This window comes from Pelagibaculum spongiae (assembly GCF_003097315.1).
Classification (GTDB): domain Bacteria; phylum Pseudomonadota; class Gammaproteobacteria; order Enterobacterales; family Pelagibaculaceae; genus Pelagibaculum; species Pelagibaculum spongiae.
This window is the reverse complement of sequence record NZ_QDDL01000001.1, coordinates 1,189,393-1,214,075: the sequence shown is the minus strand read 5'-3', so window position 1 is coordinate 1,214,075 and position 24,683 is coordinate 1,189,393. Positions and strand designations below refer to the sequence as shown.

The following is a 24,683-nucleotide window of genomic DNA, read 5'->3' as shown; positions in this document are numbered from 1 at the left end:
AGCTGCAGCTCTAGTTGTCGGTTCTGGGTTACATTACTGCTAGTGACATCAACCAATAGCTGAAATGATTGTTGATAGCTCAACAGCTGTGTTGTTGCTCTTTGGTTAACGTCTGCCTGATACGCATGACTAGAAAAACTAGTGGCTAGTATTAGGGGAAGTGAAAATAGATATTTCGAATGAATAGACATAGCAATCTGTAAGTAGTTATTTACTAGTTAACTACAGCTATTAGACGGCCTGATCGCAAATAAAAAAAATTAATGAATAGTTAAATGAAACGGTATAACGATGGGTAGAGGCGAGCGCAGAAGGATAAGCGAAAATACAGAGTTACAACCTGTAGAAGTAATTGTTTAAAGTGTGAAGTCGATAGCGTTAGCTACCGACTTCAAGGTGCTTATACCCAAACAACTTCCAAGCGCACATTTCAGGACTGTCAGCTGGTTTGGATATAACAAACCACCAAATGAGGTTGGCAGTTTGTTACAAGCAACTATTTTTCAGCAGCAATCACCGACAGTTCCACCAGAATTGAATCGCGAGCCATTCGTGATTCAACACAAGCGCGGGCTGGCTTTGGCTTGTCTGCAACCCAGGCATCCCATACTTGGTTCATGCCTGCAAAATCTTTCATATCACGAACATAAATCGTTACAGATAAAATATGGTCGGTTGATGAACCGGCTTCTTCCAGCAAATCTTCTACTTTTTTCAAGCACTGGCGAGTTTGCTCGCAGATATCCCACTCGGCTTCACCGGCGGTTTGTCCACATAGATAAACCGTACCATTATGCTTAACAATTTTGCTCATTCGGTCAGTAGAACCGGAACGTTCGATAGTCATTTTGTGTCTCCTTTGAGCACTTAAATTTGGTTAGTTAGACGACAGATTTTGGCTACTGCAGTCATTAGAGTACTTTGCGCTCATAGCGATTAACTCGGAACGCATCTAGTGAGAACTCTGTTTTACCAGTCAAAACTAGATCTGCCATTATCTTGCCGACAATCGGCCCCATTTGAAAACCATGAGCCGAAAATCCGAAAGCATGCCAAGCATTTTCAGCTTTTGGACTAGGTCCAATCACCGGTAAGTTATCAGGCATATAGCCTTCCAAACCAGACCACATCCGGTTAATGCAGGCCGTTTTCATTATTGGGAAGAAATCGATCGCATTCTTCGCGCCTTTGGCCAGTAATTGGTAATCTAAGCGAGTTTTATTGTTGGCGCGGTCGGCAAAACCTTTCGCACCACCGCCAATTAATACTGTGCCATTTTCAAACTGTTTAAATGATAATGGCCGACTGACTGAGCCAACTACTGGCCCGGCAAAGTGCGGCATTCTAGCGGTTACCATCAACATTGGCGCGCTGTATGAAAGCGGTACATTATCGCCAATCATTACTGAGATCAGATCTGCCCAAGCACCAGCACAATTGACTAAATGCTCTGACTCGAATTCTTGAGTATCTGATTTAACTAACCAGTGATTGCCTAGCTTTCGAATTTGCTTCACTTCAACGCCAGAAACAAATTTAGCGCCGAATTTTTCTGCGGCTAATTTGTAAGCCAAGGTTGCTTGATAAGGAATTGCATAACCATCGGTTTCAGAGACTGCGCCGCCGACACAAAAGTCAGATACATGGGGTAGCCGTTCTCGTAATTCTTGCTGATCAATCATTTTCTCATGAAAATAACCATGATCATTCATTAACTGTTGGCGTTTTTTTAATGTTTCAATATCGGCCTCATCGGCCGCAATATTCACCAAACTACGGCTACGAAATCCGGTTTCATGGCCTAATTCATTATCGAGGTTTTGCCACATTTCCATCGCTGCTTTACTTAATGCAACTTCAGAAATATGACGGCCAATTAATCGAATACCACCAGCATTAACGCCAGATGCATGCCGTGCTAAACAATCTTTTTCAACAACGGTGACTGCCATGCCTTGCTTGGCGAGATGATACGCAACAGAACAACCCTGAATTCCACCACCGATTACTAATACATCAGTTTTCATTTGCGGTCTCCAGGGCGAATTTCAGTGAATAGGCTGAGCTCTTGCAAGGTCAGTAATTGCATTGGTGAGCGCAGGCGATAATAACCCGCTTCAGCGACTGTTTGCTGGTTCCATTGAGCAACCAGTTCGCTTACCGTATGGCCGCACATTCGCCCCTGACATGGGCCCATGCCACAACGAGTCAAATTTTTCAGCTGATTGGGGTCAGTTGCACCTTGACGGAAGCCTTCCTTTAATTCACCGAGTAAAACTTCTTCACAGCGGCAAACAACGACTGAGTCATCGCTTGGTAAACGATGGCTATCGATAGGACGATAAAGTTTTTCTGCGAAAGGTCTAAAAGCAGATTGTCTATTAAATTCTTGGCGGAAAGGTTTTGCTTTTTGATCACGCTCTTCTTTTGAAATGTATTTCAATTGGTGCAGTAAATTAAGACCAACTAAATAGCCCATCATTTCTGAACCATCAGCACCAACAATGCCAGAGCTATCACCAGCAACAGAAATATGTTCGATTTTGCTTTGGCCCCAGCTATTTAAAATGGGCTTCCAACATAATTGGACTTCATCCCACTGCATGGGTAAATCCATCGAGCGCGCCATATTTAAATTAGGCACCACGCCCTGATGTAAAAAAATATCTTGGCTTTCTAACTTTACAGTTTTTCCATTGGCTTTGAACTGCACGCCGCTGGCTTTACCATCTTGTTCAGTGACTTGTAAATCTTTTGCGAAACGATAAAAAGGTGTGCCAGATTTAGCAATTTCAGCTAATAAACCAATACCTTTAGTAATCATTTTTGGCATACGAATTGCGCCAATTGCCGAAGTGCTCGCCTGAATATAATTAACCATCGGCGTGGTATCGATAATTGCAGCAACTTTAACGCCAAGGCGTAGGTATTGGGCAACGATTAAATAAAGCAGTGGGCCAGTACCGGCGAAAATTGCATTTTCACGAACCAAGCCTTCTGACTTGAGCATTACCTGGGCGCTACCTGCAGTCATTACGCCATCTAATTGCCAGCCTGAAATAGGAAACGGTCGTTCCATTGCCCCGGTGGCGATGACTAAATGCCGAGCTGAAATCTTTTTAGTGTGGCCATCTTCTGAGATAAGAACTTCACCATTATCTCCAGCATGCCAAACTGAAGCGCCATGAATTTTTTCAGCGCTACAGCTTTCAAATTGTTCTAGTAACGGCAGGCCTTTTGTATAATCTGGCCCGAGTGTTTGAGGTTTTTCTAGTGGTGATTGCGCCAGTTTATTGTATATCTGGCCGCCTGCTTGAGGGCGATTATTAATAACAATCACTGATGCTTCTTTTGAAGCAGTGATTGCAGCTGCCATACCGGCAGGACCAGCACCGATAATTGCGATATCATAATTTTTATTCATTAGCCGCTCCATCAGAAATTTCTGTGGCTAAATGATTTGCAGTTAATTGAGCTTGAGAGTCGACGGTAATCTGTTGCAAATTAATTCGCATTCCAGACTCAACTTCCGTCATACAAGCTTGCTGATTGGGCATACCGTTAATTTCTACCATGCACTCAAAACAAACACCCATCGCGCAATAAGCAGAGCGAGACTGGCTGGTGACTGGAGCTAATCGAGTGGCGGTCTGGTTGGCTAATGCCATTGCGGTCCAGACAGAGCTGCCTTTGGCAACCATTACTGAAGCATTGTTAATTAATACTTCCACCATTTGATCCTGAACCGATTTTTTGGCTATAGATCGAAACATAACAAGGCCTGTCAGATTAATAATCTGATGAAAAATCCAAGAAAAAAGACCCGCTTTCCTTTTTTAAAGTCAAAGCTCCCCTAAATCTGATAAAAAAATCAGAAAAATAAGTGGGGAGCGGCGGCAGGGTTACTGCCGCCAGCAGGATTTACTTCGTGTTAATTGACTTGTGGCTTTTTATGGAGCTACCTGACTGAGGATTTTCTTGCCCCACTCTTCACCAACGTCCTTGAGGATGACTGGCCATACTTCAGCGCGAACTTTTTTCGCAGTTGCTGCCAATTGCTCATCGGTCAATTTGATGATGGTTGCACCATTATCTGCCAAGCGTTTTTCGTTAGCGGCCTGGTCAGCTTCAGCCGTTGTCCAGCGCTTGGTTTCGAAATTAGTGGCAGCTTTAACTAATACCGCACGATCTTTTTTATCCAAGTCATTTAAAGTTTCGGTGTTAACAATCATGTACCAAACTTCAAAGTGAGTGTTCAAAGGAATATAGGTTTTAGTTACATCACGGAATGATGCGTAATAACCTTCAGCACCCGAACCAATCACACCATCAACAACGCCAGTCTGTACTGCAGTGAAGGCTTCTGAGAAAGGGATTGGTGCACTGATATAACCAAGAGAGCTACCTTCTAACTGGAAACTTTTAATGCCAGGTACTCGAACTTTAATCCCTTTTTCTACTGTTGGGTCACCAGGAGCAATCGCTTCACGGTTTAATGCAACACCGCCAAAATAAACCGGGTAAGCAGCCAGCATGGTGATGTCCTGCTTGGCATAAAGGCCTTTCATTGCATCATAAATTGCGCCGCCAGGACCATAAATTGATTTAGCTTGCTTCCAGTTTTCGGCTACATATGGGAATGCGGTAATTTGCATTCTACGTGATGCTGCAGTCGCTGCTGGCTGAACTGCCATATCAACTGCGCCTACAGAAACGCGCTCTTGTACTGTGGTGTAGTCACCTAATGCACTGGCAGCAAAGATGCGCATTTTTAAATCGCCATCGGAAGCTTTTTTAACTTCACCGGCAAAATCTTTTAGTTCTAAATCAATCGTGGTGCCCTGTGGGCGAATGTGACTGATTTTTAAACGCTTGGCTTCCGCGACGCTACTGATCGCAAGTACGCCAGCGATCACCGTAGACAATAGTAATGATTTTTTCATAAGCAAAACCTCTTATTTATTTGTTTGTTTCTATTTGGCTGATATATCGACATATGTTTTTAGTAGCCAAAGTAGCGTGGCAGGAAGAGTGATAAGTTGTCCCAGTAGGAGGTCAAAATTACCACTGGCAAATAACCCGTTACGATCAGGATCATTGCCGGACGAATTACTTTCGTAACTTTTACTTTACCGATTCGAGCACCAAGATAGAGGATCGATGCATAAGGAGGCGTTACACCACCCATTGCAGTGTTAACACCCATAATGGCCGCAAACTGGATTGGGCTAACACCGATCGCTTCCATTAATGGCAGCAATAAAGGTGCAATCAAAATAATCGCTGTTACGTCATTCACTACCATGCCAACAAAAAACAGCAGGAAGTTAATCAGTATTAGCAATATTGCTTTGTCTTCAGTGATCGAGAAAATTGCCTCAACCAACTCTTGTGGAATACCTTCCAGAACGAACATCTGCGACAAGATCATGCTAAATAGAATCATCAGCATAATTGCACCAACAGCAGTGGATGCTTCTTTACTTGCGCCAAGGAAAGTTCTTAGGTTTAAACCTTTGTAGATTAAGAAACCTACTGGAATGGCATAAATAACCGCAACGGCAGCAGCTTCAGTTGGCGTCATTACGCCGCCATAAATACCGCCCAAGATAATTACAGGCATTAACAGTGCAGGTGTTGCTTTAAATCCGCGTTTGCTGACTTCTGCAATAAAGTCGGGTCCACGAGGACGGTCTTCCAATTTCAATGCAAATTTCTTAGCCATGTGAATATTCACCATGGAGAAATTAAACATAATTAACAGGCCTGGGCCGAGCGTTGCCAGGAAACAAGCCAGAATTGAAGTGTCCGTTACCCAGCCATAAACAATCATGGTGACGCTAGGCGGGATTAACAGACCTAATAACGAAGAGTTGGCAATTAACGCGGTTGCGTATTCACGGGGGTAGCCTTGTTTTTCCATTTCAGGAATTAACAAAGGTCCAATTGCAGCAACGCCGGTTAAACCTGAGCCAGAAATGGCACCGATCAAAGCGCAGCTAATCGTTGCTACAACACCTAAACCACCGCGTAAGTGGCCAACAAAAATATTTACAAAGCGCAATAAACTAGCGGCTATACCACTGACGCTCATTATCGTACCGGCAAGCACGAATAGAGGAATCGCTAATAAAACCGGATTTCCTAATTGCTGAAAACCCCACAGTATATTGCCCTTCATTACTACGTCGCCGATGAAATACATCACCATCAAGCCTGCGCCGAAGCAATAAGGTAGCGGTACGCCCAGAGTCAATAAGATGACAAGAACGGCAACAGCAAGTAATGCTATTTCAATCATCGATTGGTTTCTCCGGATCAGAAAGTTGGCGGATGTGTTTGATTAAATGAGTGAAGGTATAAATCATCATTAAAACCAAACCGACAAATAAAGCCATGTCCATGTAAAAGGTAGGAAGGTATAGGGTTGGGCTTTCTTTCCATACTCGTAATGAATATTTTGTAAAGTCCCAGGCCCACCAGGTAAGCCATAAACCAACCGTAATACTTATTACTTCGCCAACGATCGCCAAAATAGTGGCTTGTTTTGTGGTTTTCAAAAATATCTCTAACACGTTTGCTCTTATGTGAGTATTTTCCCTCGAAGCATTTACTGCTCCTAATACATAAAGCCAAAGCGTTGGGTAAAGCAGCGTTTCTTCTAACCCCATTACGGGAATTTCTAGAACATAACGCGTAATTACCTGGATAAATTGTCCGCCAGCAACAAGACAGATCAGCCCCGTTAGCAGGTAGCTGGCAACTCGATTCATATGAATTTCCTCAACTGACACTGCTGATTTTGTTAATTTATTCCTAAAATATGCAACTTCAAGCTGTCCAAGATCAAGACAATAATAATGATTGAGGTATAGCTTTACCTTATACTATTGGTCTTTCCAATTGGCTTACAAAGAGTTGCATGAACTTAACTATTCGTCAGTTGCAATGTTTTCGCGATGTGATGCGCGCAGGCTCAATTTCTGAGGCAGCACGGACACTTAACCGTACTCAACCGGCTGTCAGCGCGATGATCGCAAGCTTAGAAGATGGACTTGGCTTATCACTCTTTGAGCGCCAAAGAGGTAGGCTCGTCCCAAAAGCAGAAGCTTATTACTTTCTCGAAGAAACTGAAGTCATTCTCGAGCGGTTATCTCAATCGACTAGAACTATGAAAGAGATCGGAGACCTGCAACAAGGGCGACTGCGAATTGCTTGTATGCCCGCTACGGCGCAATGGTACATGCCAAAATTGCTGGCAGAATTTGTAAAAGACAAACCTAAATTATCTGCTTCTTTAATGATGCGCTCTTCGGCAATTGTCGAAGAATGGGTTGCTTCTCAACAATACGACATTGGTTTGTGCGAAACGCCGTTGACTAAGAACCGGGCAATTACTGCCGAAGGTTTTGATTTAGATTGTGTTTGTGCCCTGCCCATTGATGATCCATTAACCGCGAAACCTTCAATCACCCCTGCTGATTTGGATGGTTTTCCGATGGCCACATTAAATACCGATCATCCTACTTATTTGGACACTAGTAAGATTTTTGCTCAGGCGCAGGCTAATTTAGTGCAACGCTTCGAATTGAGAAATTTTCAGCCAGCAATGGAGTTGGTTGAGCAAGGCTTATGTTATTGCATTTGTGATCCTATCACGGCTGCCAGCTACCGAGATAACCATGAAAACCGTGCTGCAATAGTATTCAAGCCCTTTACGCCATCAATTCAATTATCCATTTCATTGATCAATCCAGCGCATCGGCCGTTATCTCTTTTAGCTGAAGACTTCAGAGCATTAATTTCTCGACGATTACATTTATTGAATGCTGAATTTCAATAGTAGGTAATATTTAATACCTCTTAATAGGTACTGATTTTTAGATAAAAAAATAGCCAGCTTTTCATTAAAAAAGTTGGCTATTTTGAATAAGCTTTTTTCTGATTAAGCCGCAGGCATATAGAAAAATTCTATAACAAAAGAATACATTGTCAGCTTTTAAGGTCAGAAAAAACTTTGGCCTGACGTGCTACAAAAATCTATTTCAAAAATAAACGATTCAAAAATTTGATCAAGCACTTTGTTGATAATGTGGTTATTAAGTTGATTTGTATGCGCTGGTCGCCTTTTTTCCTCGCTTTAATCTGGCAAGCTTTTTTGCAATCTCTGCTTTGTTCTTCAATCCGAGGCTAGTTAAGCGCTCGGTAATCGCAAGCAAGTGAGATATCTGTTCAGAATCCAACTGACCATCTTGTTCGGTCAATTGCTGTTGAAATAGATCCAACTTAGGCTGAATCTCATCCCATTGGTTAGCTTGTGCCATGGCGATTAACTCATTCGCCATTTGCTGCAAATTATTCATTTATCCAGTGACCTGAAAGCCGCCTTGGCTGTTAACGGTTGCTTGGCCGCTAACTTGCTTCACTTGTGGACCAATTTCAACCCAAGCGCCGCGAATATCATTAATCAGATCGACTACTTCATCGAGCATTTCTAAGCTGCTATCCATATTGGCTTGCAGCAGTCGACGTTCCATATAGTCATATAAATTAGATAGATTGTCGGAAATCTCACCGCCTTTTTCATGATCTAGGCAACCACGCAAACCTTCGACAATGGTAATGGCTTTGCCGATCATTTGGCCTTTCAACGGAATATCTTTACGTTGGATAGCACCTTTAGCAGCAGCAATGCGAGCGATTGCGCCATCATAAAGCATGACAATCAGCTGGTGCGGATCGGCACAAGCTGCACTGTTTCTACGTGTGTTGGAATAGGCATTCGCGGCTTGGCGATTGGCAGAGTACATTTGAAACATCCAGTTAACTCGCTGATGTTTTTATATCGACCCAAGCTATAAATTCTTTAGCCTGAGTCGAATAATTTACCGAAGATAACCAGGTTCTAAATTAGAGGGCTGTAGATTTGCTCTTGATATACTTTGCTATAGCCATCCCCAAAAGTTTGTGATTTTTCTGAGATAGATGAATACCATCGGCACCATCAGTCGTTGTGATTTTTCCTGCATCCATTAACCAAATATCTTGGTTTTCATCAGCTAAAGATTCTGCCGTGAATGCAGCAGACAATTGTTTTGATGGTGCTTCACCTGACTGAAAAAGACTTTTCAGTGGTGTTTTAGAAGTGTCTCCCAGTGGTGCTGGCGTAATAAGCAACACCTGCGGGGCAGGGTAGTGGCTATAAAGTGCGTTATTCATTCCTTTAACTGTTCTTGCCAAAGAAAAAGCTGATCGGGCGATTTCCCGCGGTGTTTTGTTATAGCCACTTTGTAGATCATTTGTGCCAAGCATAATAACGACCAGTGCTAGCGGGTTGTGTCTTGCAATTGCCATGGGTAACGCGCCTGCGCCATTAAATGATTCCGCAGAGATAGCGCCCACATTGCGACCGTCTAAATCGGTAGTGCGGCCAACCAAACCACTGACAACAACTTTGTAATTTCCACCGAGTGCTTGTTCCATTACGCCAGTCCAACGCTCATGATCTGCAAATTTCCCATTTGAGCCTTCGCTTTCGGCAACAGATTTCCAACCCCAAGTATTAGAATCACCAAAAGCGAGTATTGTAGGCTTTTGAGGTTCTATTGCCTGAAGTTGGAGAGAGCACAACAATAACAATAAGGTAACAATGTATTTCATTTTTCAGCTTGTTTTATATTTTGATAAATTAGATTATTTAGGATCAGTTCCATGGCATCAAATGAAAAAAAATACTGCAGGATGAGTTTTTTCTGGAGAAAGTATGAGTAAGCGCTTGCCATCACTTCATGCGTTACAAGCTTTTGAAGTGGCCGCATCTTCTGGAAGTTTTAAAATTGCTGCTGAAAAACTGGCAGTAACCCCCACTGCTGTTTCACATCAGATTCGTAGCTTGGAAAAACAGCTAGGAATTTCCCTTTTTATTCGTAGCAACAAAGGCGTTGTTTTGTCTGCTGAAGGTGTGCAGATTGCTCCAGTACTGCGGCAAGCTTTCTCAGAAATTTACCGCGTTATAGAGCATGTCACCGATAGCAAAAAGCGGCTAGTACTATCTACTACACCGGCTTTTGCATCGCAGGTTCTTGGGCCATTACTGGTGGATTTTTATCAGCAGTACCCCGATTACGAGATTGCAATACAAACTGAGACGCGCCAATGTGATTTGAAATCTGACGCATCGTTGGATTTTGCGATACGTTACTCAGGAAAAGATATTCTAGGGCTAGATCGTTACCATCTTTTGGATGAATCTTTTTCAGCTTATCTTGCGCCGTTTACTAGTTGCACCGATGAATTACCGTTTATTCATACTTTATGGCAGCAGAGTGTGCTTGAGAATGTTAATTGGCAAAATTGGAACCGGCAGGCAAATGACAGAGTCGCTAATCGGCGAGTTATTGGTTTTTCTGAAGAAGAACAAGTGCTGCAGGCAGGCTTGAGTGGTAAAGGGATTGTGTTAGTTAGTAGTATTCTGGTTGCGTATTATCTGGAAAAGAAATTACTGGTTCCATTTTATAAAGATACTATGCTGCCCGGTGGCTGTTACCAGTTATATTGCCGTGAAAATGACTTGAAAAAAAAGGATATCCTGATTTTTCTATCGTGGTTAAAAACAGCACTATCTGATTTGAGGTGAGTTTTTCTATTTGACGAGCAATAAAAGTCAGCTGCTTTTTATCTAGGATCACGCTTTAATCAGCGTATGCTTCTTAATGAATAGTTGGCTATGGACGATAAACAACAGATCATCAAAGTAATTACTCAACAATTTGAAGGCTTTCGCTGGGATCAAAATACTCGGCCTAATTGGGATTCGGTGCGTTCAACTTTTCATCCTGATGCCATTTGTTTTCCTTCTCGCCGACCTGCAATGGCCGTGACACCGCGTGAGTTTATTCAACGAATGGATCAATTACGCATCGACGGTGTTTTGACTTCTTTTTCAGAAAAAATCTGCTTTTATGAAGTGCAATGTTATCCCAATATGGCGTCTGTCACAGTTGGCTGTGAGATGACAGAAAACCAAACAGAGGTCAGTTACGATATTAATAGTATCAATATGATTTTTGATGATGGCCGGTGGCAAATTTGTTCTCAAGCATGGGTCGCAGTAAATAAAGAACAATGTCAGTTGTATTTTTCTAAAAAAGAGCAGCCAGAGGAATAAGCTATGCGCCGTATGATTTTACTCTTTTTAATGCTTCTACCAAGCTTCGCAGCAGTCGCTGTTACTAGCCCTAATGATGCAGTAACGTTTCATTTTTACGGTGCCTATGATTGCCCGCCATGTATGAAATTTAAAAACCATCACCTTGCAGATGTTGTAAAAAATGGTAAGCAACACGGTTTTGAAGTTAAAGCCAATGTGATTGATTACACAAGTGATGTGCCTGTTCTTGGCAGCTATGGTGCCACCGATGGATTACTACGTCAGGCAGGAAAACAGTTGCGATTCACTTACCCGCCGGTTTTCTTTGTTACTCAAAATGATCAAGTAGTTGCCGCCTATCTTGGAAACTGGAAAACAGCCCAGCAAGTGGCCATTCGACTTTCAGCTGAAACACCCCAGTAAAAGTTGATAGCTGATAGGCTTGGCCTGCTCTTTTGGCCTTAAATCAGGTAGTATTCGCCGCCTTGAATTTTGGCCCTGTAAGCAGGAGTTGGCTGTGGAAGATTTTTCTATCCTCAAACTGAAGAAAAACGAGCAGCGTAGGCTGCAATCTGGTCATTGCTGGATCTATGCCAATGAAATAGATAGCAAAGCCACGCCAGTCTCTAGCTTTAAGCCGGGCGAACAAGTTCTGGTTGAAGGCTCTGACGGTAAGAAAATCGGTTACGCTTTGATGAGCCCAACGCATTTGATTTGCGCTCGTTTAGTGAGCCGTGATTTAAAGCGTCATCTTGACAAGTCATTGCTAGTGCATCGCTTGAAAGTAGCACTTTCACTGCGTGAGAGTATTTTCGATCAGCCTTGCTACCGTTTGGTATATGGCGATTCCGACGGCCTGCCAGGGTTAGTGATTGATCGCTATTTCGATCATTACGTGGTGCAAATTAACCACCCTGGTATGGAAATTCGTCTGGAAGAACTTAAGCAGGCGATGGAAAAAGTACTCAAGCCAGAATCAGTTTTACTGCGTAACGACGGCAAGTCACGTAAAGCTGAAGGCATGGAGTCTTACATCAAGCCATTAATTGGCGAGCCGCCAGAGTTGGTTGACCTAGTTGAAAATGGGGTGAAGTTCCAAGCACCTATTTCAACTGGCCAGAAAACTGGTTGGTTCTATGATCACCGAATTAACCGTGCTGCAGTGATGCAACATGCCAAAGGCAAACGTGTGCTGGACGTGTTCAGTTACATCGGTGGCTGGGCAGTGCAAGCAGCGGTGGGTGGTGCTTCAGAAGTATGGGCAATCGATAGCTCAGAAAAAGCACTCGACCAGTTATTGGCCAACGGTGAATTAAACGGTGTCGGTGATAAATTAACCGCACTGCAAGGCGATGCATTTGAAGCCTTGAAAGAGCTGAAAAATCAGAACGAACGATTTGATTTGATTGTTCTAGATCCGCCAGCATTAATTCCACGTCGTCGTGATTTTAAAGCAGGCTTATCTGCTTACCGCCGTTTAAACGAACTGGCGATTCGCCTGTTAAGCAAAGACGGCATGTTAGTCAGCTGTTCTTGCTCCATGCATTTACCGAAAGATCAGTTGACCGATCAATTGCGCGGCGCAGCAGTGCATTTAGATCGTAATCTGCAAATCATCGGTTTTGGTGGCCAAGGTCCGGATCATCCGATTCTGCCCGCCGTGCCAGAAACCGATTACTTGAAAGCCACTTTCTGTCGAGTAACCCAGAGATAGCGGTGAGTAAAGAATGATCGAATAAAAACCCGGATGAACTTAGTTTGTCTGGGTTTTTTTGTGGGCAAATTTTTTTTGGTTTTGAGGATTCACTCAGCCAAAGACGAACTACAACTTTCAAGAAGATTAATAGCTGTCCAGTACACTGATTAAAGATGATAAATACTTGGAAACTGCAGGCATCAATGGCGTTACCTTAAGCAGAAAAGGGTTGAGCATAAACATTTCTTCTCACTACTGTCCGGTCACGATCAGCGGCACTAACAAAAAAGCCTGTTCCACTTGAGTTACGGTAAGATAGCGGTTGTCTAAACAGCAATCTTACACACCAAGGAAACAGGCTTTGAAGCATACTAACACAACCTTTCATCAACTCCTCTCTCCGTTACCTCGCCATTAATTCCAGAAGGCTGTTGACCGTCATCAAGGGGATCGAAAATCGAGTAAATTGAACTGTTGGACTCAGCTTTCAGCCATGCTATTTGCTCAATTTACCGGGCGTGATTCCTTGCGCGATGTTGTGGAAAACTTCAATAGTAAAAAGCATCACCATTATCATTTGGGCGTGCAACCGATTAAACGCTCGACATTATCGGATGCTAATCGTGATCGTCCAGTCGCCATATTTACTGAAACATTCTTCTATTTATTGGAGAAGATCCGAGGACAGCTCGGTAAAAAAGATCACAGTGAAATGGTTCGGTTAATTGATTCCTCTACGATTGATTTAAATTTAAAACAATTTGCCTGGGCGGATTTTAGAAGCACTAAAGCTGGCGTTAAAATCCACACGGTATATGACCCGCATGCAAAAGTGCCAGTATTCTTTGAAATCAGCCATGCAAAAGTGAATGACCGCAAGGTTTTAGAGCATTTACCGGTATTACCTGAAATGACGTATGTGTTTGATCGAGCGTACAATGATTACGGTTGGTACTATATGCTTTGCCAGCAAAACACTCGATTTGTAGGGCGAATGAAAGGCAATGCTCAATACGAAATCATTGAAGAAAAAGCAGTCAATCAGCCCAACCTTCTTCACGACCAAGTAATTAAGTTAAGTGGTCTTGCAGGTAAAAAATGCCCACAAAACCTTCGTCGAATAACGATTATCCGAGAAGAAGATGGCAAGGAACTGACATTTATTAGCAATGATTTAAAGTGTGAAGCACAAGAGATTGCTGGGCTATATAAATCACGATGGCAAATTGAATTGTTTTTTAAATGGATCAAACAAAATCTAAAAATAAAACAGTTTGCAGATCGCTCGGAAAATGCCGTAAAGATTCAGATTTTGGTAGCAATGGTTATTTATTACTGCGACTGGCTCAAATTGGAAGTGCGAGCAAGAGATCTTTACAAGGGATTGCCAAGCTTATCCGTTTGAACCTGACCAGCTCGATGTTTCATAGATTTGATCACGAAGCCGCCGGAAACAGAACCTCCGGTGCAAGCCTCGCTACAGCACGAGCTGAGGCTTGCTATTCAATGACCGGACAGTAGTGGCTCATTATAATATAAGTAAATGGTCGTATAAGGACTCTGTTGTGTATGGTCAGGGTTCCTGTTTGTTCAGCTTCATATACAGCAAAGTATGCTTAACCAGAGCTAGATGATGCATAGGCAACTAATGTTCCGTCCAAATATATGCTCTTACCTTCAGAAGTGTTTTGAAGGAAGTCTTTAAGCTGAGCATTACCAACGATGTCAGTGATATTACCACCTACATTATCGAGGTCGCAATACAACTCAAGCTATTGTAAAGGTGCAATATTTCTCACCTATCAACACCATAGTTGGTTGCAATTCCTCGTGTAACAAGGTCAAGCACTTTATCCTGTAAGGTTGAATATTCTCCAGTAGAGTACGCTGTCTTACAAGGTAATCCTAACCAGTCAACTTCTAGTACTCCACTAAATGCAAGGGCGAAATCTTCGGATCCATCGTGAGGCGCTCCTTGGACGTGTAAGGTTCGGTCATCATCACCACAGAATGTAGTAAATCTTACGATAGCGCCGGTCTCAGTGTGCTTAACATACCAGAAGTCATGGAAGCCTAAGTCAATAGCAGCTATAAGGTCTGCATAAGTCTCAACAGCCAACTCAGGTGTAGAACCTGCTTGGCTATCTATCTGAGCTTGTGTGCAGATTATACGGTCACCACCATACTCAGCATCTTCATCATTGATTAGATCTTCTTCTGTTGGGTACAGAATCCCGGGAGAGGCAGCCCAAGCTGGTTGAGCATCAGTAGGATTCGCACTAGATGGAATTGTTATCTGTCCGGTCTCCTCGTAAATGGTGAAGTCTTCAATATCTGGTTGAGCTTGTCCGTCCAAAGTCCAGATGATTCGACCATGCTCTATTCTGTATTCACCTACCTTCGACTCTGTAGAAATCTCGTTGATACATCCAGGGAACTCTTGACTAGGGTTCTGAGCATCATGGCCACGAGATACATAGCTATTAACAACGCCGTTCTTAAATTTAAGGTATGTCCATCCGTGGAAGTAGAATGCATAGAACTCATCTCCTAAAAGCTCCTCTAAAGAATCTACTCCTAAAGCGTCATATAACTCACCATTTCGGGTAAGCTCCTCTGCGATGGGATCTTCAGAACAGATTCTACGGCGAGCGTGATACGAAGTATTTGGGCTAGCAATAAAGTCTGCTTCATTTAAGAATAGAACTCCATTCTCATGAGCGTATTGGAATGCTGGGTGACGGTAAGTAGTATTCGTGTCAGCTGGTACTCTGTATTTCCCTGGGTAATACCCATTCGGAATATCAATCTCAAACACACTGATGTCTGGTTGATCCTCTTCATCTAGAGTCCATACGATAGTGCCATACTCGATTCGGTATACACCTAGGCGGGTAGTATATGCGGTATTCTCGATACATCCATAAACATAGTTGTCATGAACATCATAAGCATAGTTCACATAGCTTCTAACGAATCCATTAGAGAACTTGATGTAAGTTGATGTATCGTAATAATAGATATAGAACTCATCTCCTACAGCATCTGCCAAGTTATCTACTCCTAAGTCGGCATAGATGTCAGCATTACGCACAAGTTCGTCTCGTCTACCCTGTAACAAAACCTCTCCAGAGATACGGATTCCTTCATCACCTATTCCTGTGAAATACACACCGTGAATTACGTCAGAGCCTCTAACATTGCGCACGTTTCGTGAGTCATGCCCTTCTCCAAACCATATGGTTCCGTCTAGTAGAACAACAAGGATGGTCATATCCGTTAGGTCTTGTGACCAGTTAAGTCTGAAGTTTCCTCTAGCATTCTGGTCTCCCAGTGTAACTAATCCATGCACAGGCACTGGAGTTGCATACCTTGCTGAGTTAGGTTCCTTGCTGCCTACCTCCACTAAAGAGTCTTGCCAGGCACTTCCATCAATAGACTCTTTTACTAGGTCTATTGACTCAAATTGATCGTTCTGACATCCTACAAAACTGAATGTTAAGATTAATAATAAAATTATTTTTTTCATGTTTTTCTCTTAATGTAATTTAGTGGGATCTTTGTGAGGCGACCTCTATCCTCTTTTAAAATTTGTATATCAACCCTGTAGTCACTGCTGTAGCGTTAAACAATAACTTGCCTGATAAGAGCTTGGAGTATTCAGCAGATATGCCCCAATTCTTATTTATATTGTTTGTTGCTTCAGCACCTAATGTTGTCTTCTCAAAGTCAGCAAATAAACTTCCAGTTGATCGTATCGGCTTCAATCTTTTTGTTTACAGATGTTAATCTAGCAAGAACAAATATCTTTCTAAATATAGAATAAGAAACAAATCAACGAATAAAATAATAGATTGACGGGGCAAAACTATGGATATAGTGCGAAGGATTGTTGTGGTTTTGGTTTTTCTTGCAGCGATCGGTTCTAATTAAAATATTTTTATAATTAATTGTAGATATTTAATTTTTATCGTTGGTGTAGGCTAGCTAATATCAACTAATCACTGAGCTCATCTGGGGTAGATGCCGGTTAAAAGCCTTCTTTATTCTTTATTCTTTATTCTTGGCACTTGGAGTAATTTTGTTTGATCTCAAAGAGTACTCATGCATGCACTTAGTTTTAAGATGTGTCAGGCGAGGGTAATGATTTGAAAAAAAGGAGGTAGTGGAGTTCTTCCAAATAGGTTGAGGTAGAAAGTTACGTGAGCCCCATGCAAAGCTTGTACACAGGGTTCTGTGAGAAAGGGTGGGTGTGAGTCTCACCCTTCTCGATTGTGGATTTTTTGTTAGTTTTTTCTATGTTCGTGAAGTGTTTCTTCATAGATTACAAAATTAATTCGTTTAAGAGATTGCTAATTAAAATTGCTCGATAAATTTTAAAAACTGATCTCTGGTCAAATAATAACGACTGGTTTCAGCAGATATGTATTGTGAAGATGGAGTAATGCTAGTGGTGGTATTGGTAGTAGAGCCATCGCCTTTAAAAATAACAATCCAAGAGCCGCCATGTGCAGTGGTTGAACCTGGTTCAGTAGTAGCGCCTTGCGCAGAATCTTCAGCATACGCTTGATAAAAATCGCAGCTATTTAAGAAAAACTTTATTTCTATGCGGTAACTATTGTCTGTACTTGAGTTTCCTATGAGCTGCTGTCCCTCAATGACAACAGGCTTGCAGTCACTTGCGAGTGCAGAAAAAGGTGTTAAATAAAGTAGTAGTATGGATATAATTACAGTTTTCATAACAACAACTCATAGTTAGGAGGTTTGATTTACAGAAGGATAGGGCAAGAAACAAATTGACGAATAAAACAATAGATCGGCAGGTTTTTTTTGTCTTTCAAAACTATGAATATGATATGAAAAATCATTTATGTTATGGTTTTAGATTTTCTTATAATTACCTGTTCTAATTAAATGTTTTTTTATAAAGGATTGTAAGTTTTCAATTTTTATAGTTGGTATAAGCTAGCTAATATCAGCTAATCACTGAGTTCATCTGGGGTAGGTGCCGGTTAAAATCTTTCTTTGTTCTTTATATCTGGCACCTAGAGCAATTTTGTTTGATTCCAAAGAATACTCATATATGAACCTAGTTTTAAGATATGTCAGGTGAAGATCGTGATGCGATGGCGCCATAAAAATATTCAATAATAACAATAAATAGTAGGTAGCTTTGATGGGATGATTATTAATCATCGCACTTTTGCTTGTTACCGGAGGTACAGAGGAAGTAAACAACCTTAGGCAAACCGACACCCTACTCATTACTGTGTTCGGTATGATTTAATAGAGAAAGACCATCCTAAGATGGTCTATTTTTAATTAACGTTCTTCGTTTATATACTGCATTACTAATCGTAATTTGCTGGTGTTTTCACCGGTGCGCCGAATACGTTCAATTGCCCAGTATCTATTTATTTCACCTGATTGATATTTATAAGCTGAGTAACGTTGCGAGCTTGGTAGAGATTCAATTGCTTCACTTAAAGGTAAGTCAAATATTGCTAATTCTGGATGTAATGCTTCAACACGGCTCAATCTTTTCTCCAACTGTGCTATTATTGCTGGTCCTTCATGATCAATACAATTGATAGTTGGTGTTACATCTCTTGATACACCTTCTAAAAACTCCCAGTTTGCTAGGGGGAGTTCGTTTAAAATACCTTGTACAAGATTATCACCCGTATATGTAAACCTATAGGTTTCACCGCCTGCAGGCGTTATGTCATATGTTGCATTAATCTCGTAACTGACGAGAGGTGATTCGAGTTGAGATATATTTATCTCATTTAACGCCACAGTCCGGGCACTACCATCTTCAAAATTAAGTGTCACATTCGACTCAACGGGGGCAATCAGTAAACCTTGTGAATATGAAAAATAAGTAACATATCGTATACCCATGATCTGGCCATCTTCAATTGCGAATGGCGTTGGAACATTTGACAGAACATTTCTTTGAACAGAATAAACTTGTTGCACAAGTGGTATAATCAAAGCGCTTGTATCAATACCTGCATAGTTTTCAATGTCGCATGAATATCTTGCTTGGTCAGCTTCTTGGGCCTGTGCCGCACCAGCTAGTAATGACAATGCTAATAAAGTTTTTTTCATTTTGCATTTCCTTTGATTTTATTTGGTATGCATAAGTATTGATTGGTTTTATGATTTCAAATAAGTCATTAGATGTGAGGGTTTGACATTTCTAATGAATAAAACCAATTGTTTTGTTTTTTTAATTGTCCAGTCGTTAATGGCAGCTTTGGTTGATAAATCACTGGCCTTATTTCGTGGCAATATATCTCGAAAATATCAGGGTGTAAGGGTAAACCAAAAATATTATTGTTTAAAAGAGTGTTGATGATCAAGTGAAATAATTTTGTGGTTGGCTGGCGGTTAAGTCGCCTAGTTTATTGTTTGTGTAAAAAAACACTATGTCAGATAGAAACTTTTTTTTGAAATTGAAAACTTAGGCAGAAATAACATAAGCAGCTTTGCTTGGTTTTTTTTATAATACCGCTGCATCTCATTCTAGATAAAATTCCACTAGCATTATTTTAACTGCAATTACTATCTTTCATCCGCTGATTCAGCTGCACTGCTTTTTTGCGCTCACTCGCAGTCAATTCGACCTCATTTCCACTGGCATCAGATCGAGTAATGATTTGGTGATTCAATAAGGCATCTAAGTTGGTTTTGGCAACCTGGCAATTGTGCGCTCGGGCAACTTGGTCTACCGGTTGGTCTGATAGAGCGCTGCTGCTGGTAGCGCAGCTGCTTAATAGCAGTGCTGTGACAGATAGAACTAATATGGACAGAAGTGTTCTTGGCAAAAGGCGGGTTTTCGATGACATGATTTATGCTCCGCAGTATTTAGGCAGTCCTTGGCGTAAAAACATTTATTTTTGAAAATAAAGCTGAAGAGAAATTATAGAGCAATAATATTTAGCTGTTATTTAAAACCTTTCTTCTGACAGCGAGGGCAAAACTCAAAATAATGAATAGTTCAGACTGACCGGTTGCCAGCCTGAACTATGGAACACTCAGCGCAAACTAATAATTGGCCAACCTGCTTGTTTGGCTCGGGCGGTTAACGTTTCATCAGCATCAACCGCAATTGGCCGGGCGACTTGTTCTAGCAATGGCAAGTCATTTCTGGAGTCGCTGTAGAACCAGGCGTCTTGCATGGAATGCTGAGGGTGATCTTCCAACCAGCTTTCAAGTCGAGTGATTTTACCGGCCTGAAAACTGGGAATACCAATGGGCTTGCCGGTATAACGACCATCAATAATTTCTACCTGACAGGCTATGGCATGGTCAACTTTGAAACGCTTTGCAATTGGGCCAACCACAAATTCATTGGTGGCAGAAATAATTAGCAGGTAATCGCCTTGGTCCCGGTGTTTTTGTAACAGTGCTTCGGCGTCGGGCAAAATAATTGGTTCGATTACCTCACGCATAAACTCTTCTTGCAGCTCAGCTAACTGCTGCATTGAAAATTGAGTGAGTGGTTGTAAGGTGAATCTTAAGTACTCATTTATATCGAGTTGACCATCGTTATATTGCTGGTAGAAAAGGTCGTTAGCTTGTTTGAATGCTTGAGTGTCGACGATGCCTTTCTGAACCAAAAACTCGCCCCAGCTGTGATCGCTATCACCTTTTATTAATGTGTTATCCAAATCAAAAATTGCCAAGCTCACTTGCTACTACTCCATACTCGGATGATCGAAAAAGGAACATTGTAGGCGGCGAATCTGCCGCTGCCAATCAAATCAATGCGAACTGAGTACACACGGGCATTGCCAGTAGCCTTTCGCTCTGGAACAATGGTTGAAAAAGCTTATTGGATCATTGAATGATCGACAAAGATGGGTTTCGCCCCAATGTCGGCATTATTCTGTGCGATCAGAGAGGAAGATTGTTCTGGGCCCGCCGAGTAGGACAGCAGGCGTGGCAGTTCCCCCAAGGGGGAATCGACAGGCAGGAAACGCCGATTGAAGCTATGTACAGGGAGCTGTACGAAGAAGTCGGACTGCTTAAAGAGCATGTCCGTATTCTCGGTCAATCTCGGGGCTGGTTACGTTATCGTTTGCCGCGGCATTTGATTCGTGACAACAAGCCACGTTGTATTGGCCAGAAACAGAAGTGGTTTATGCTTCAGTTGGTCGGGTCTGAGGACAATGTTTGTTTCGATAGACACAGCAAGCCGGAATTTGATGAATGGCGCTGGGTGACCTATTGGTATCCGCTGCGCCATGTGGTTTCTTTCAAGCGTGAAGTTTATCGACGCGCTCTGTTGGAGTTGGCACCTAAGGTGTTTGCGAACGTGCGGGCCAATCCAAATCCGCCGCCTCCGACAGCGTCGAGCAACAAGCGCAATAAAAAATGGCCAAAAGATCGGGATGGCAAAGACGAAGGTTAGCCTTGGTTAGCAATTGCTGTCAGCCGGTCAATATTTTTTAATTCTTTCCGGAGGGTCAGTAATAGATGCTGCAGCACATCCGCCAGATTGTTCAGGAAGTGAACCGTCAACGCGACACTACTCAAGTGTTGAATTTGATTGTTGAACGCCTGCAACAAATCATGGAGACAGATGTTTGCTCCATTTATATTACTGATCCGCAATCCGGTCGCCACATTCTTAAAGCCAGCCGCGGTTTGAAACAACAAGCGGTTGGTCGTATCTCTCTTGATTCCTGTGAAGGCTTAGTGGGTTTGGTGGCGCAAAAAGCCGAACCGGTTAACCTTGATGATGCTTCACAGCATGCCTGCTTTCGTTATTTCCCCGAAACCGGTGAAGAAGCCTACAGTGCCTTTCTTGGGGTGCCGATTAGTTTCCAACGCCGTAACTTGGGTGTATTGGTGGTTCAGCAGGGTGAAGAGCGACGTTTCGATGAAGAAGATGAAGCGCTGTTAGTCACAGTGTCGGCGCAGCTTTCTGCGGTGCTCGGTAATGCGGAAGCCAGCGGTTTATTAAGTGGTGGTGCTAAGCAAGGCGCTTTATCGCGCGGCTATAAAGGTCGAGTGGTTTCACCTGGTTTAGCAATTGGCCGCGCACTGGTGGTCTATCCACCGGCAGATTTGGATTCGGTACCAGAAAAAGGCTGTGAAAACCCAGCGGAAGAAATTCTGGCTTTCCGCGATGCAGTGAATGCGGTTCAAGATGATATTCGCCAGATGTCTCGTCAATTGGAAGGTTCGGTTCCTAAAGCCGAGTTAGTTCTATTTGATGCCTATATCACTTTATTAAGTGACCCGGGCTTGAATGGTGAAATTGAACAAACCATTCGCAAGGGAAATTGGGCGCAAGGCGCATTAAAAATTGTGGTGCTGCGCCATGCCTCTGTTTTTGAAACTATGGAAGATGATTATTTACGTGAGCGGGCAGTTGATCTGCTCGATTTAGGTCGTCGCGTGTTATCAAAACTTCAGGTTTCACAGGAAGCAGCCAGTCGCGTTCAGCGAGAATATCCGAAAAACACGATTTTGGTTGGTGACGAAGTCACTGCAGCTATGTTGGCACGAGTGCCCGTAGAAAAACTCTGTGGCGTGGTGTCGGTAAAAGGTTCTTCTAATTCTCATACCGCTATTTTAGCGAGAAGTCTGGGTATTCCAGTTTTGATGGGAATGGAGGAATTACCATTTCATCATCTGGATGGGCAAAAACTGGCATTAGACGCTTATCGCGGAAAAGTGTATCCCAATCCGCCCAGTAGAATGCTTGATGAATATCGGCGGATGCTCGATCAAGATAAAGCGCTAAGTGAATCGTTAAATCAGCGGCTGCAAAAACCTGCATTATCGCCCGATGGTCGCTTAACCAAAATTTTGATTAACACCGGTTTGGCTAGTGAGCAAAATTCAACGCCTTCGCAAGCTGCCGATGGTGTGGGTTTATATCGTACTGAATTGCCGTTTATGATGCGTAATCGTTTTCCGAGTGAAAATGAACAACAGCTGATTTACCGCCAATTACTCGAAGGCTTTTCAGGTCGCCCGGTCATTATGCGAACGCTCGATATAGGCGGTGATAAAAACCTGCCGTATTTCCCGATCGTAGAAGACAATCCATTTCTTGGTTGGCGCGGTGTCAGAGTTACTTTAGATCACCCGGAAATTTTTCTGGGCCAATTGCGGGCAATGATTAAAGCCAATCAAAATAGTAAAAATTTAATGATTATGTTTCCGATGATTACCCATCTTCAGGAATTAAAAGACTGCCTGAAATTATTTGAGCAAGCATGGTCAGAAGTCTCAGCAGAAAACACTACATCAGAAAAACCGGAATTAGAAAAACCTAAAGTCGGAATGATGATTGAAGTGCCTGCGGCGGTTTATCAAATCCATCAAATGGCAGCTTTGGTTGATTTTGTTTCAGTTGGTAGTAACGACTTGAGCCAATATTTAATGGCGGTGGATCGTAATAATTCTCGCGTTTCTAACTTGTGCGACCACTTAACACCTAGCTTGCTAATGGCGATGAAACAAATTGTCGATGGTGCACATGCTGCGGGTGCTACGGCATCGGTTTGCGGTGAAATGGCGGGCGATCCGTATTCTGCCTTGTTGTTATCTGGCATGGGTTATGACAGTTTAAGCATGAACGCAGTGCAAATGGCTCGTGTGAAATGGGCCTTGCAAACCATTCCTTATCAGCAATTGCAGTCAGCAGTTGATCCCGCGACTTTGGCGACCGATGCCAATCAGGTTCGTCAGCAAATTCGTCAATTACTAATCGATAATGATTTAAAAGAATTAGTGATTGATAAGGATTGACTCAAAAAAGGGTTGGCAATTTTTTCGGTGTGACTATGAGGCCATAACTATAAATAGTGCGGCCAAAATATAGGTTGAAAAAGCGAATGTTTTATTAATCTATCGAGCAACAATCTAAGTTATTTTGCAGTGCATCGCTGCATAAAAACGAATCATCTTCAGCGTTAATCAGAAACTCAACACTTCTATTGTCGCTAAGTTGCTGCTGTACATCCCAGCTATGCTCGCGCATTCTCAAAAAACCTTTATGGTTAATCGCTAAGTAAGTAGAGCAGCGAGTGCCATATATGCCATTAGCGATAAAAATTGGCGAGAGTAGTTGCTCCATTTCTTCACCAACACCGGTGTTAGGTAATTGAGATTTTTCTGCCTGCTGACGGTTTTCTAGTAATGCCATTAGTGCTTTTTCATTCAGCTCTTGGCTGAGCGATTCAACCATTCCTTGTTTAAGCTTTTCAGTTTTTGGCCAATTGTCACCGAGCACTTCATTGCTAATGGCGTAGTTACCGGGTGCTAATTCACGCGGTGTGGTCTCGCTAGAGAGATACCACAGTTGGCAATCGGTGGAGAAATCACCGAGCACGATATTAAATCCCGAATAGAGCGCTCTATCATTGGATAATTGTTCAACAAATGCTTCAGTAGAAAGATTGCTGGTGAGATAGTCTTTAATGATCAACCCACGAGAACGCGGACCTTTTGTTTGGCCGGGACGGCGCAGGTTGGTTAATACCGCAAATCGGCCATTACGATTTATCGCCAGCCAACTGCCACCCGCTTCAAGATCTTTGCCACCGAGAATTTCGGGTGCGTCTGGCCAAAAAGCTAATCGAGAAGTTTCTCGCTGATGAAGCTCATCTCGATTGGCCAACAAAACCAAAGGAAACCCCTTTTGTTGCTGGTAACTCAAAGCAATCAGGCACATGGCTTATTTATCCCCTCCGCATCTACCTGGAGATGGTAAACATCCAGGCTGTCTCACTTATTGATTTATTTGTTTTTTGTGGCCAACAATAAAATTCACTGCCGGATACCGTATAATGCCGATTTTTGTTGGTCAGC

23 protein-coding genes and 1 pseudogene are annotated in these 24,683 nt (G+C 42.4%); 8 read left to right on the top strand and 16 right to left on the bottom strand.

Going from position 1 to position 24,683, the window contains the following annotated elements:
- Positions 1 to 496 precede the first annotated feature (496 nt).
- The 7 genes from DC094_RS05265 to DC094_RS05235 form a co-directional block, all read right to left on the bottom strand.
- Positions 497 to 847 carry a RidA family protein gene (locus DC094_RS05265; RefSeq protein ID WP_116686004.1) on the bottom strand — a complete coding sequence of 117 codons (351 nt, stop codon included), beginning with the start codon at positions 845 to 847 and terminating at the stop codon, positions 497 to 499.
- A gap of 64 nt (positions 848 to 911) precedes the next feature.
- The gene (locus DC094_RS05260) at positions 912 to 2,027 is read right to left on the bottom strand and encodes an NAD(P)/FAD-dependent oxidoreductase (RefSeq protein WP_116686003.1); all 1,116 of its coding nucleotides are present in this window, start codon (positions 2,025 to 2,027) and stop codon (positions 912 to 914) included.
- Positions 2,024 to 3,424, bottom strand: a complete 1,401-nt coding sequence (locus DC094_RS05255) for an FAD/NAD(P)-dependent oxidoreductase (RefSeq protein WP_116686002.1) — start codon at positions 3,422 to 3,424, stop codon at positions 2,024 to 2,026. The genes DC094_RS05260 and DC094_RS05255 overlap by 4 nt, the downstream gene beginning before the upstream one ends.
- Complete coding sequence (locus DC094_RS05250; protein WP_116686001.1) at positions 3,417 to 3,773, bottom strand: (2Fe-2S)-binding protein; 357 nt, start codon at positions 3,771 to 3,773, stop codon at positions 3,417 to 3,419. Before DC094_RS05250 ends, DC094_RS05255 begins: the two co-directional genes overlap by 8 nt.
- Before the next feature lie 177 nt (positions 3,774 to 3,950).
- Complete coding sequence (gene dctP, locus DC094_RS05245) at positions 3,951 to 4,943, bottom strand: TRAP transporter substrate-binding protein DctP (protein ID WP_116686000.1); 993 nt, start codon at positions 4,941 to 4,943, stop codon at positions 3,951 to 3,953.
- A 59-nt stretch (positions 4,944 to 5,002) separates the two neighbouring features.
- Entirely contained in the window at positions 5,003 to 6,301 is a 1,299-nt protein-coding gene (locus tag DC094_RS05240; protein WP_116685999.1) for a TRAP transporter large permease, read from the bottom strand.
- Positions 6,294 to 6,773, bottom strand: a complete 480-nt coding sequence (locus tag DC094_RS05235; RefSeq protein ID WP_116685998.1) for a TRAP transporter small permease — start codon at positions 6,771 to 6,773, stop codon at positions 6,294 to 6,296. Before DC094_RS05235 ends, DC094_RS05240 begins: the two co-directional genes overlap by 8 nt.
- Positions 6,774 to 6,922: 149 nt before the next feature.
- Here DC094_RS05235 and DC094_RS05230 point away from each other — a divergent pair, with 149 nt between their 5' ends.
- Positions 6,923 to 7,843: a LysR substrate-binding domain-containing protein gene (locus DC094_RS05230; RefSeq protein WP_116685997.1), complete on the top strand. Its 921-nt coding sequence runs from the start codon at positions 6,923 to 6,925 to the stop codon at positions 7,841 to 7,843.
- Positions 7,844 to 8,099: 256 nt separating this feature from the next.
- On the opposite strand, the gene DC094_RS05225 is transcribed toward DC094_RS05230, so the two are convergent.
- The 3 genes from DC094_RS05225 to DC094_RS05215 all read right to left on the bottom strand — a co-directional run bounded on the left by DC094_RS05225 (position 8,100) and on the right by DC094_RS05215 (position 9,660).
- On the bottom strand, positions 8,100 to 8,363 hold the full coding sequence (locus tag DC094_RS05225) for a hypothetical protein (protein ID WP_116685996.1): 264 nt from the start codon (positions 8,361 to 8,363) through the stop codon (positions 8,100 to 8,102).
- The gene (gene fliS, locus DC094_RS05220; RefSeq protein ID WP_116686219.1) at positions 8,364 to 8,810 is read right to left on the bottom strand and encodes a flagellar export chaperone FliS; all 447 of its coding nucleotides are present in this window, start codon (positions 8,808 to 8,810) and stop codon (positions 8,364 to 8,366) included. It abuts the gene before it with no gap.
- Positions 8,811 to 8,910: 100 nt separating this feature from the next.
- Positions 8,911 to 9,660 (bottom strand): GDSL-type esterase/lipase family protein, encoded by a 750-nt coding sequence (locus DC094_RS05215; RefSeq protein ID WP_116685995.1) that lies wholly within the window; start codon positions 9,658 to 9,660, stop codon positions 8,911 to 8,913.
- Between the two features lie 103 nt (positions 9,661 to 9,763).
- Here DC094_RS05215 and DC094_RS05210 point away from each other — a divergent pair, with 103 nt between their 5' ends.
- The 5 genes and pseudogenes from DC094_RS05210 to DC094_RS05190 form a co-directional block, all read left to right on the top strand.
- On the top strand, positions 9,764 to 10,636 hold the full coding sequence (locus DC094_RS05210; protein ID WP_116685994.1) for a LysR family transcriptional regulator: 873 nt from the start codon (positions 9,764 to 9,766) through the stop codon (positions 10,634 to 10,636).
- Positions 10,637 to 10,726: 90 nt separating this feature from the next.
- Positions 10,727 to 11,167 (top strand): P-loop NTPase family protein, encoded by a 441-nt coding sequence (locus DC094_RS05205; RefSeq protein WP_116685993.1) that lies wholly within the window; start codon positions 10,727 to 10,729, stop codon positions 11,165 to 11,167.
- A gap of 3 nt (positions 11,168 to 11,170) precedes the next feature.
- Entirely contained in the window at positions 11,171 to 11,572 is a 402-nt protein-coding gene (locus DC094_RS05200) for a hypothetical protein (protein WP_116685992.1), read from the top strand.
- A gap of 94 nt (positions 11,573 to 11,666) precedes the next feature.
- The gene (locus tag DC094_RS05195) at positions 11,667 to 12,863 is read left to right on the top strand and encodes a class I SAM-dependent rRNA methyltransferase (protein ID WP_241503966.1); all 1,197 of its coding nucleotides are present in this window, start codon (positions 11,667 to 11,669) and stop codon (positions 12,861 to 12,863) included.
- Between the two features lie 412 nt (positions 12,864 to 13,275).
- Positions 13,276 to 14,250 (top strand): annotated as a pseudogene (locus DC094_RS05190) (IS4 family transposase); the annotation flags it as partial.
- Positions 14,251 to 14,640: 390 nt separating this feature from the next.
- On the opposite strand, the gene DC094_RS05185 reads toward DC094_RS05190, so the two are convergent.
- The 5 genes from DC094_RS05185 to DC094_RS05165 all read right to left on the bottom strand — a co-directional run bounded on the left by DC094_RS05185 (position 14,641) and on the right by DC094_RS05165 (position 20,545).
- Entirely contained in the window at positions 14,641 to 16,374 is a 1,734-nt protein-coding gene (locus DC094_RS05185) for a hypothetical protein (protein WP_116685990.1), read from the bottom strand.
- Between the two features lie 827 nt (positions 16,375 to 17,201).
- Positions 17,202 to 17,585, bottom strand: a complete 384-nt coding sequence (locus DC094_RS05180) for a hypothetical protein (protein ID WP_116685989.1) — start codon at positions 17,583 to 17,585, stop codon at positions 17,202 to 17,204.
- 582 nt (positions 17,586 to 18,167) lie between these two features.
- Positions 18,168 to 18,959, bottom strand: coding sequence for a hypothetical protein (locus DC094_RS05175; protein WP_116685988.1), 792 nt, complete (start codon positions 18,957 to 18,959; stop codon positions 18,168 to 18,170).
- Between the two features lie 443 nt (positions 18,960 to 19,402).
- Positions 19,403 to 19,699, bottom strand: a complete 297-nt coding sequence (locus DC094_RS05170; RefSeq protein ID WP_116685987.1) for a YajG family lipoprotein — start codon at positions 19,697 to 19,699, stop codon at positions 19,403 to 19,405.
- 189 nt (positions 19,700 to 19,888) lie between these two features.
- On the bottom strand, positions 19,889 to 20,545 hold the full coding sequence (locus tag DC094_RS05165) for a histidinol-phosphatase (protein ID WP_116685986.1): 657 nt from the start codon (positions 20,543 to 20,545) through the stop codon (positions 19,889 to 19,891).
- A gap of 155 nt (positions 20,546 to 20,700) precedes the next feature.
- Between DC094_RS05165 and rppH the strand changes: the two genes are divergently transcribed.
- Together rppH and ptsP are read left to right on the top strand one after the other, a co-directional pair.
- The gene (gene rppH / locus DC094_RS05160) at positions 20,701 to 21,267 is read left to right on the top strand and encodes an RNA pyrophosphohydrolase (protein WP_116685985.1); all 567 of its coding nucleotides are present in this window, start codon (positions 20,701 to 20,703) and stop codon (positions 21,265 to 21,267) included.
- A 65-nt stretch (positions 21,268 to 21,332) separates the two neighbouring features.
- The gene (gene ptsP / locus DC094_RS05155) at positions 21,333 to 23,621 is read left to right on the top strand and encodes a phosphoenolpyruvate--protein phosphotransferase (RefSeq protein ID WP_116685984.1); all 2,289 of its coding nucleotides are present in this window, start codon (positions 21,333 to 21,335) and stop codon (positions 23,619 to 23,621) included.
- 94 nt (positions 23,622 to 23,715) lie between these two features.
- On the opposite strand, the gene DC094_RS05150 is transcribed toward ptsP, so the two are convergent.
- Positions 23,716 to 24,546 carry an NRDE family protein gene (locus DC094_RS05150; RefSeq protein ID WP_116685983.1) on the bottom strand — a complete coding sequence of 277 codons (831 nt, stop codon included), beginning with the start codon at positions 24,544 to 24,546 and terminating at the stop codon, positions 23,716 to 23,718.
- Between the last annotated feature and the right edge of the window lie 137 nt (positions 24,547 to 24,683).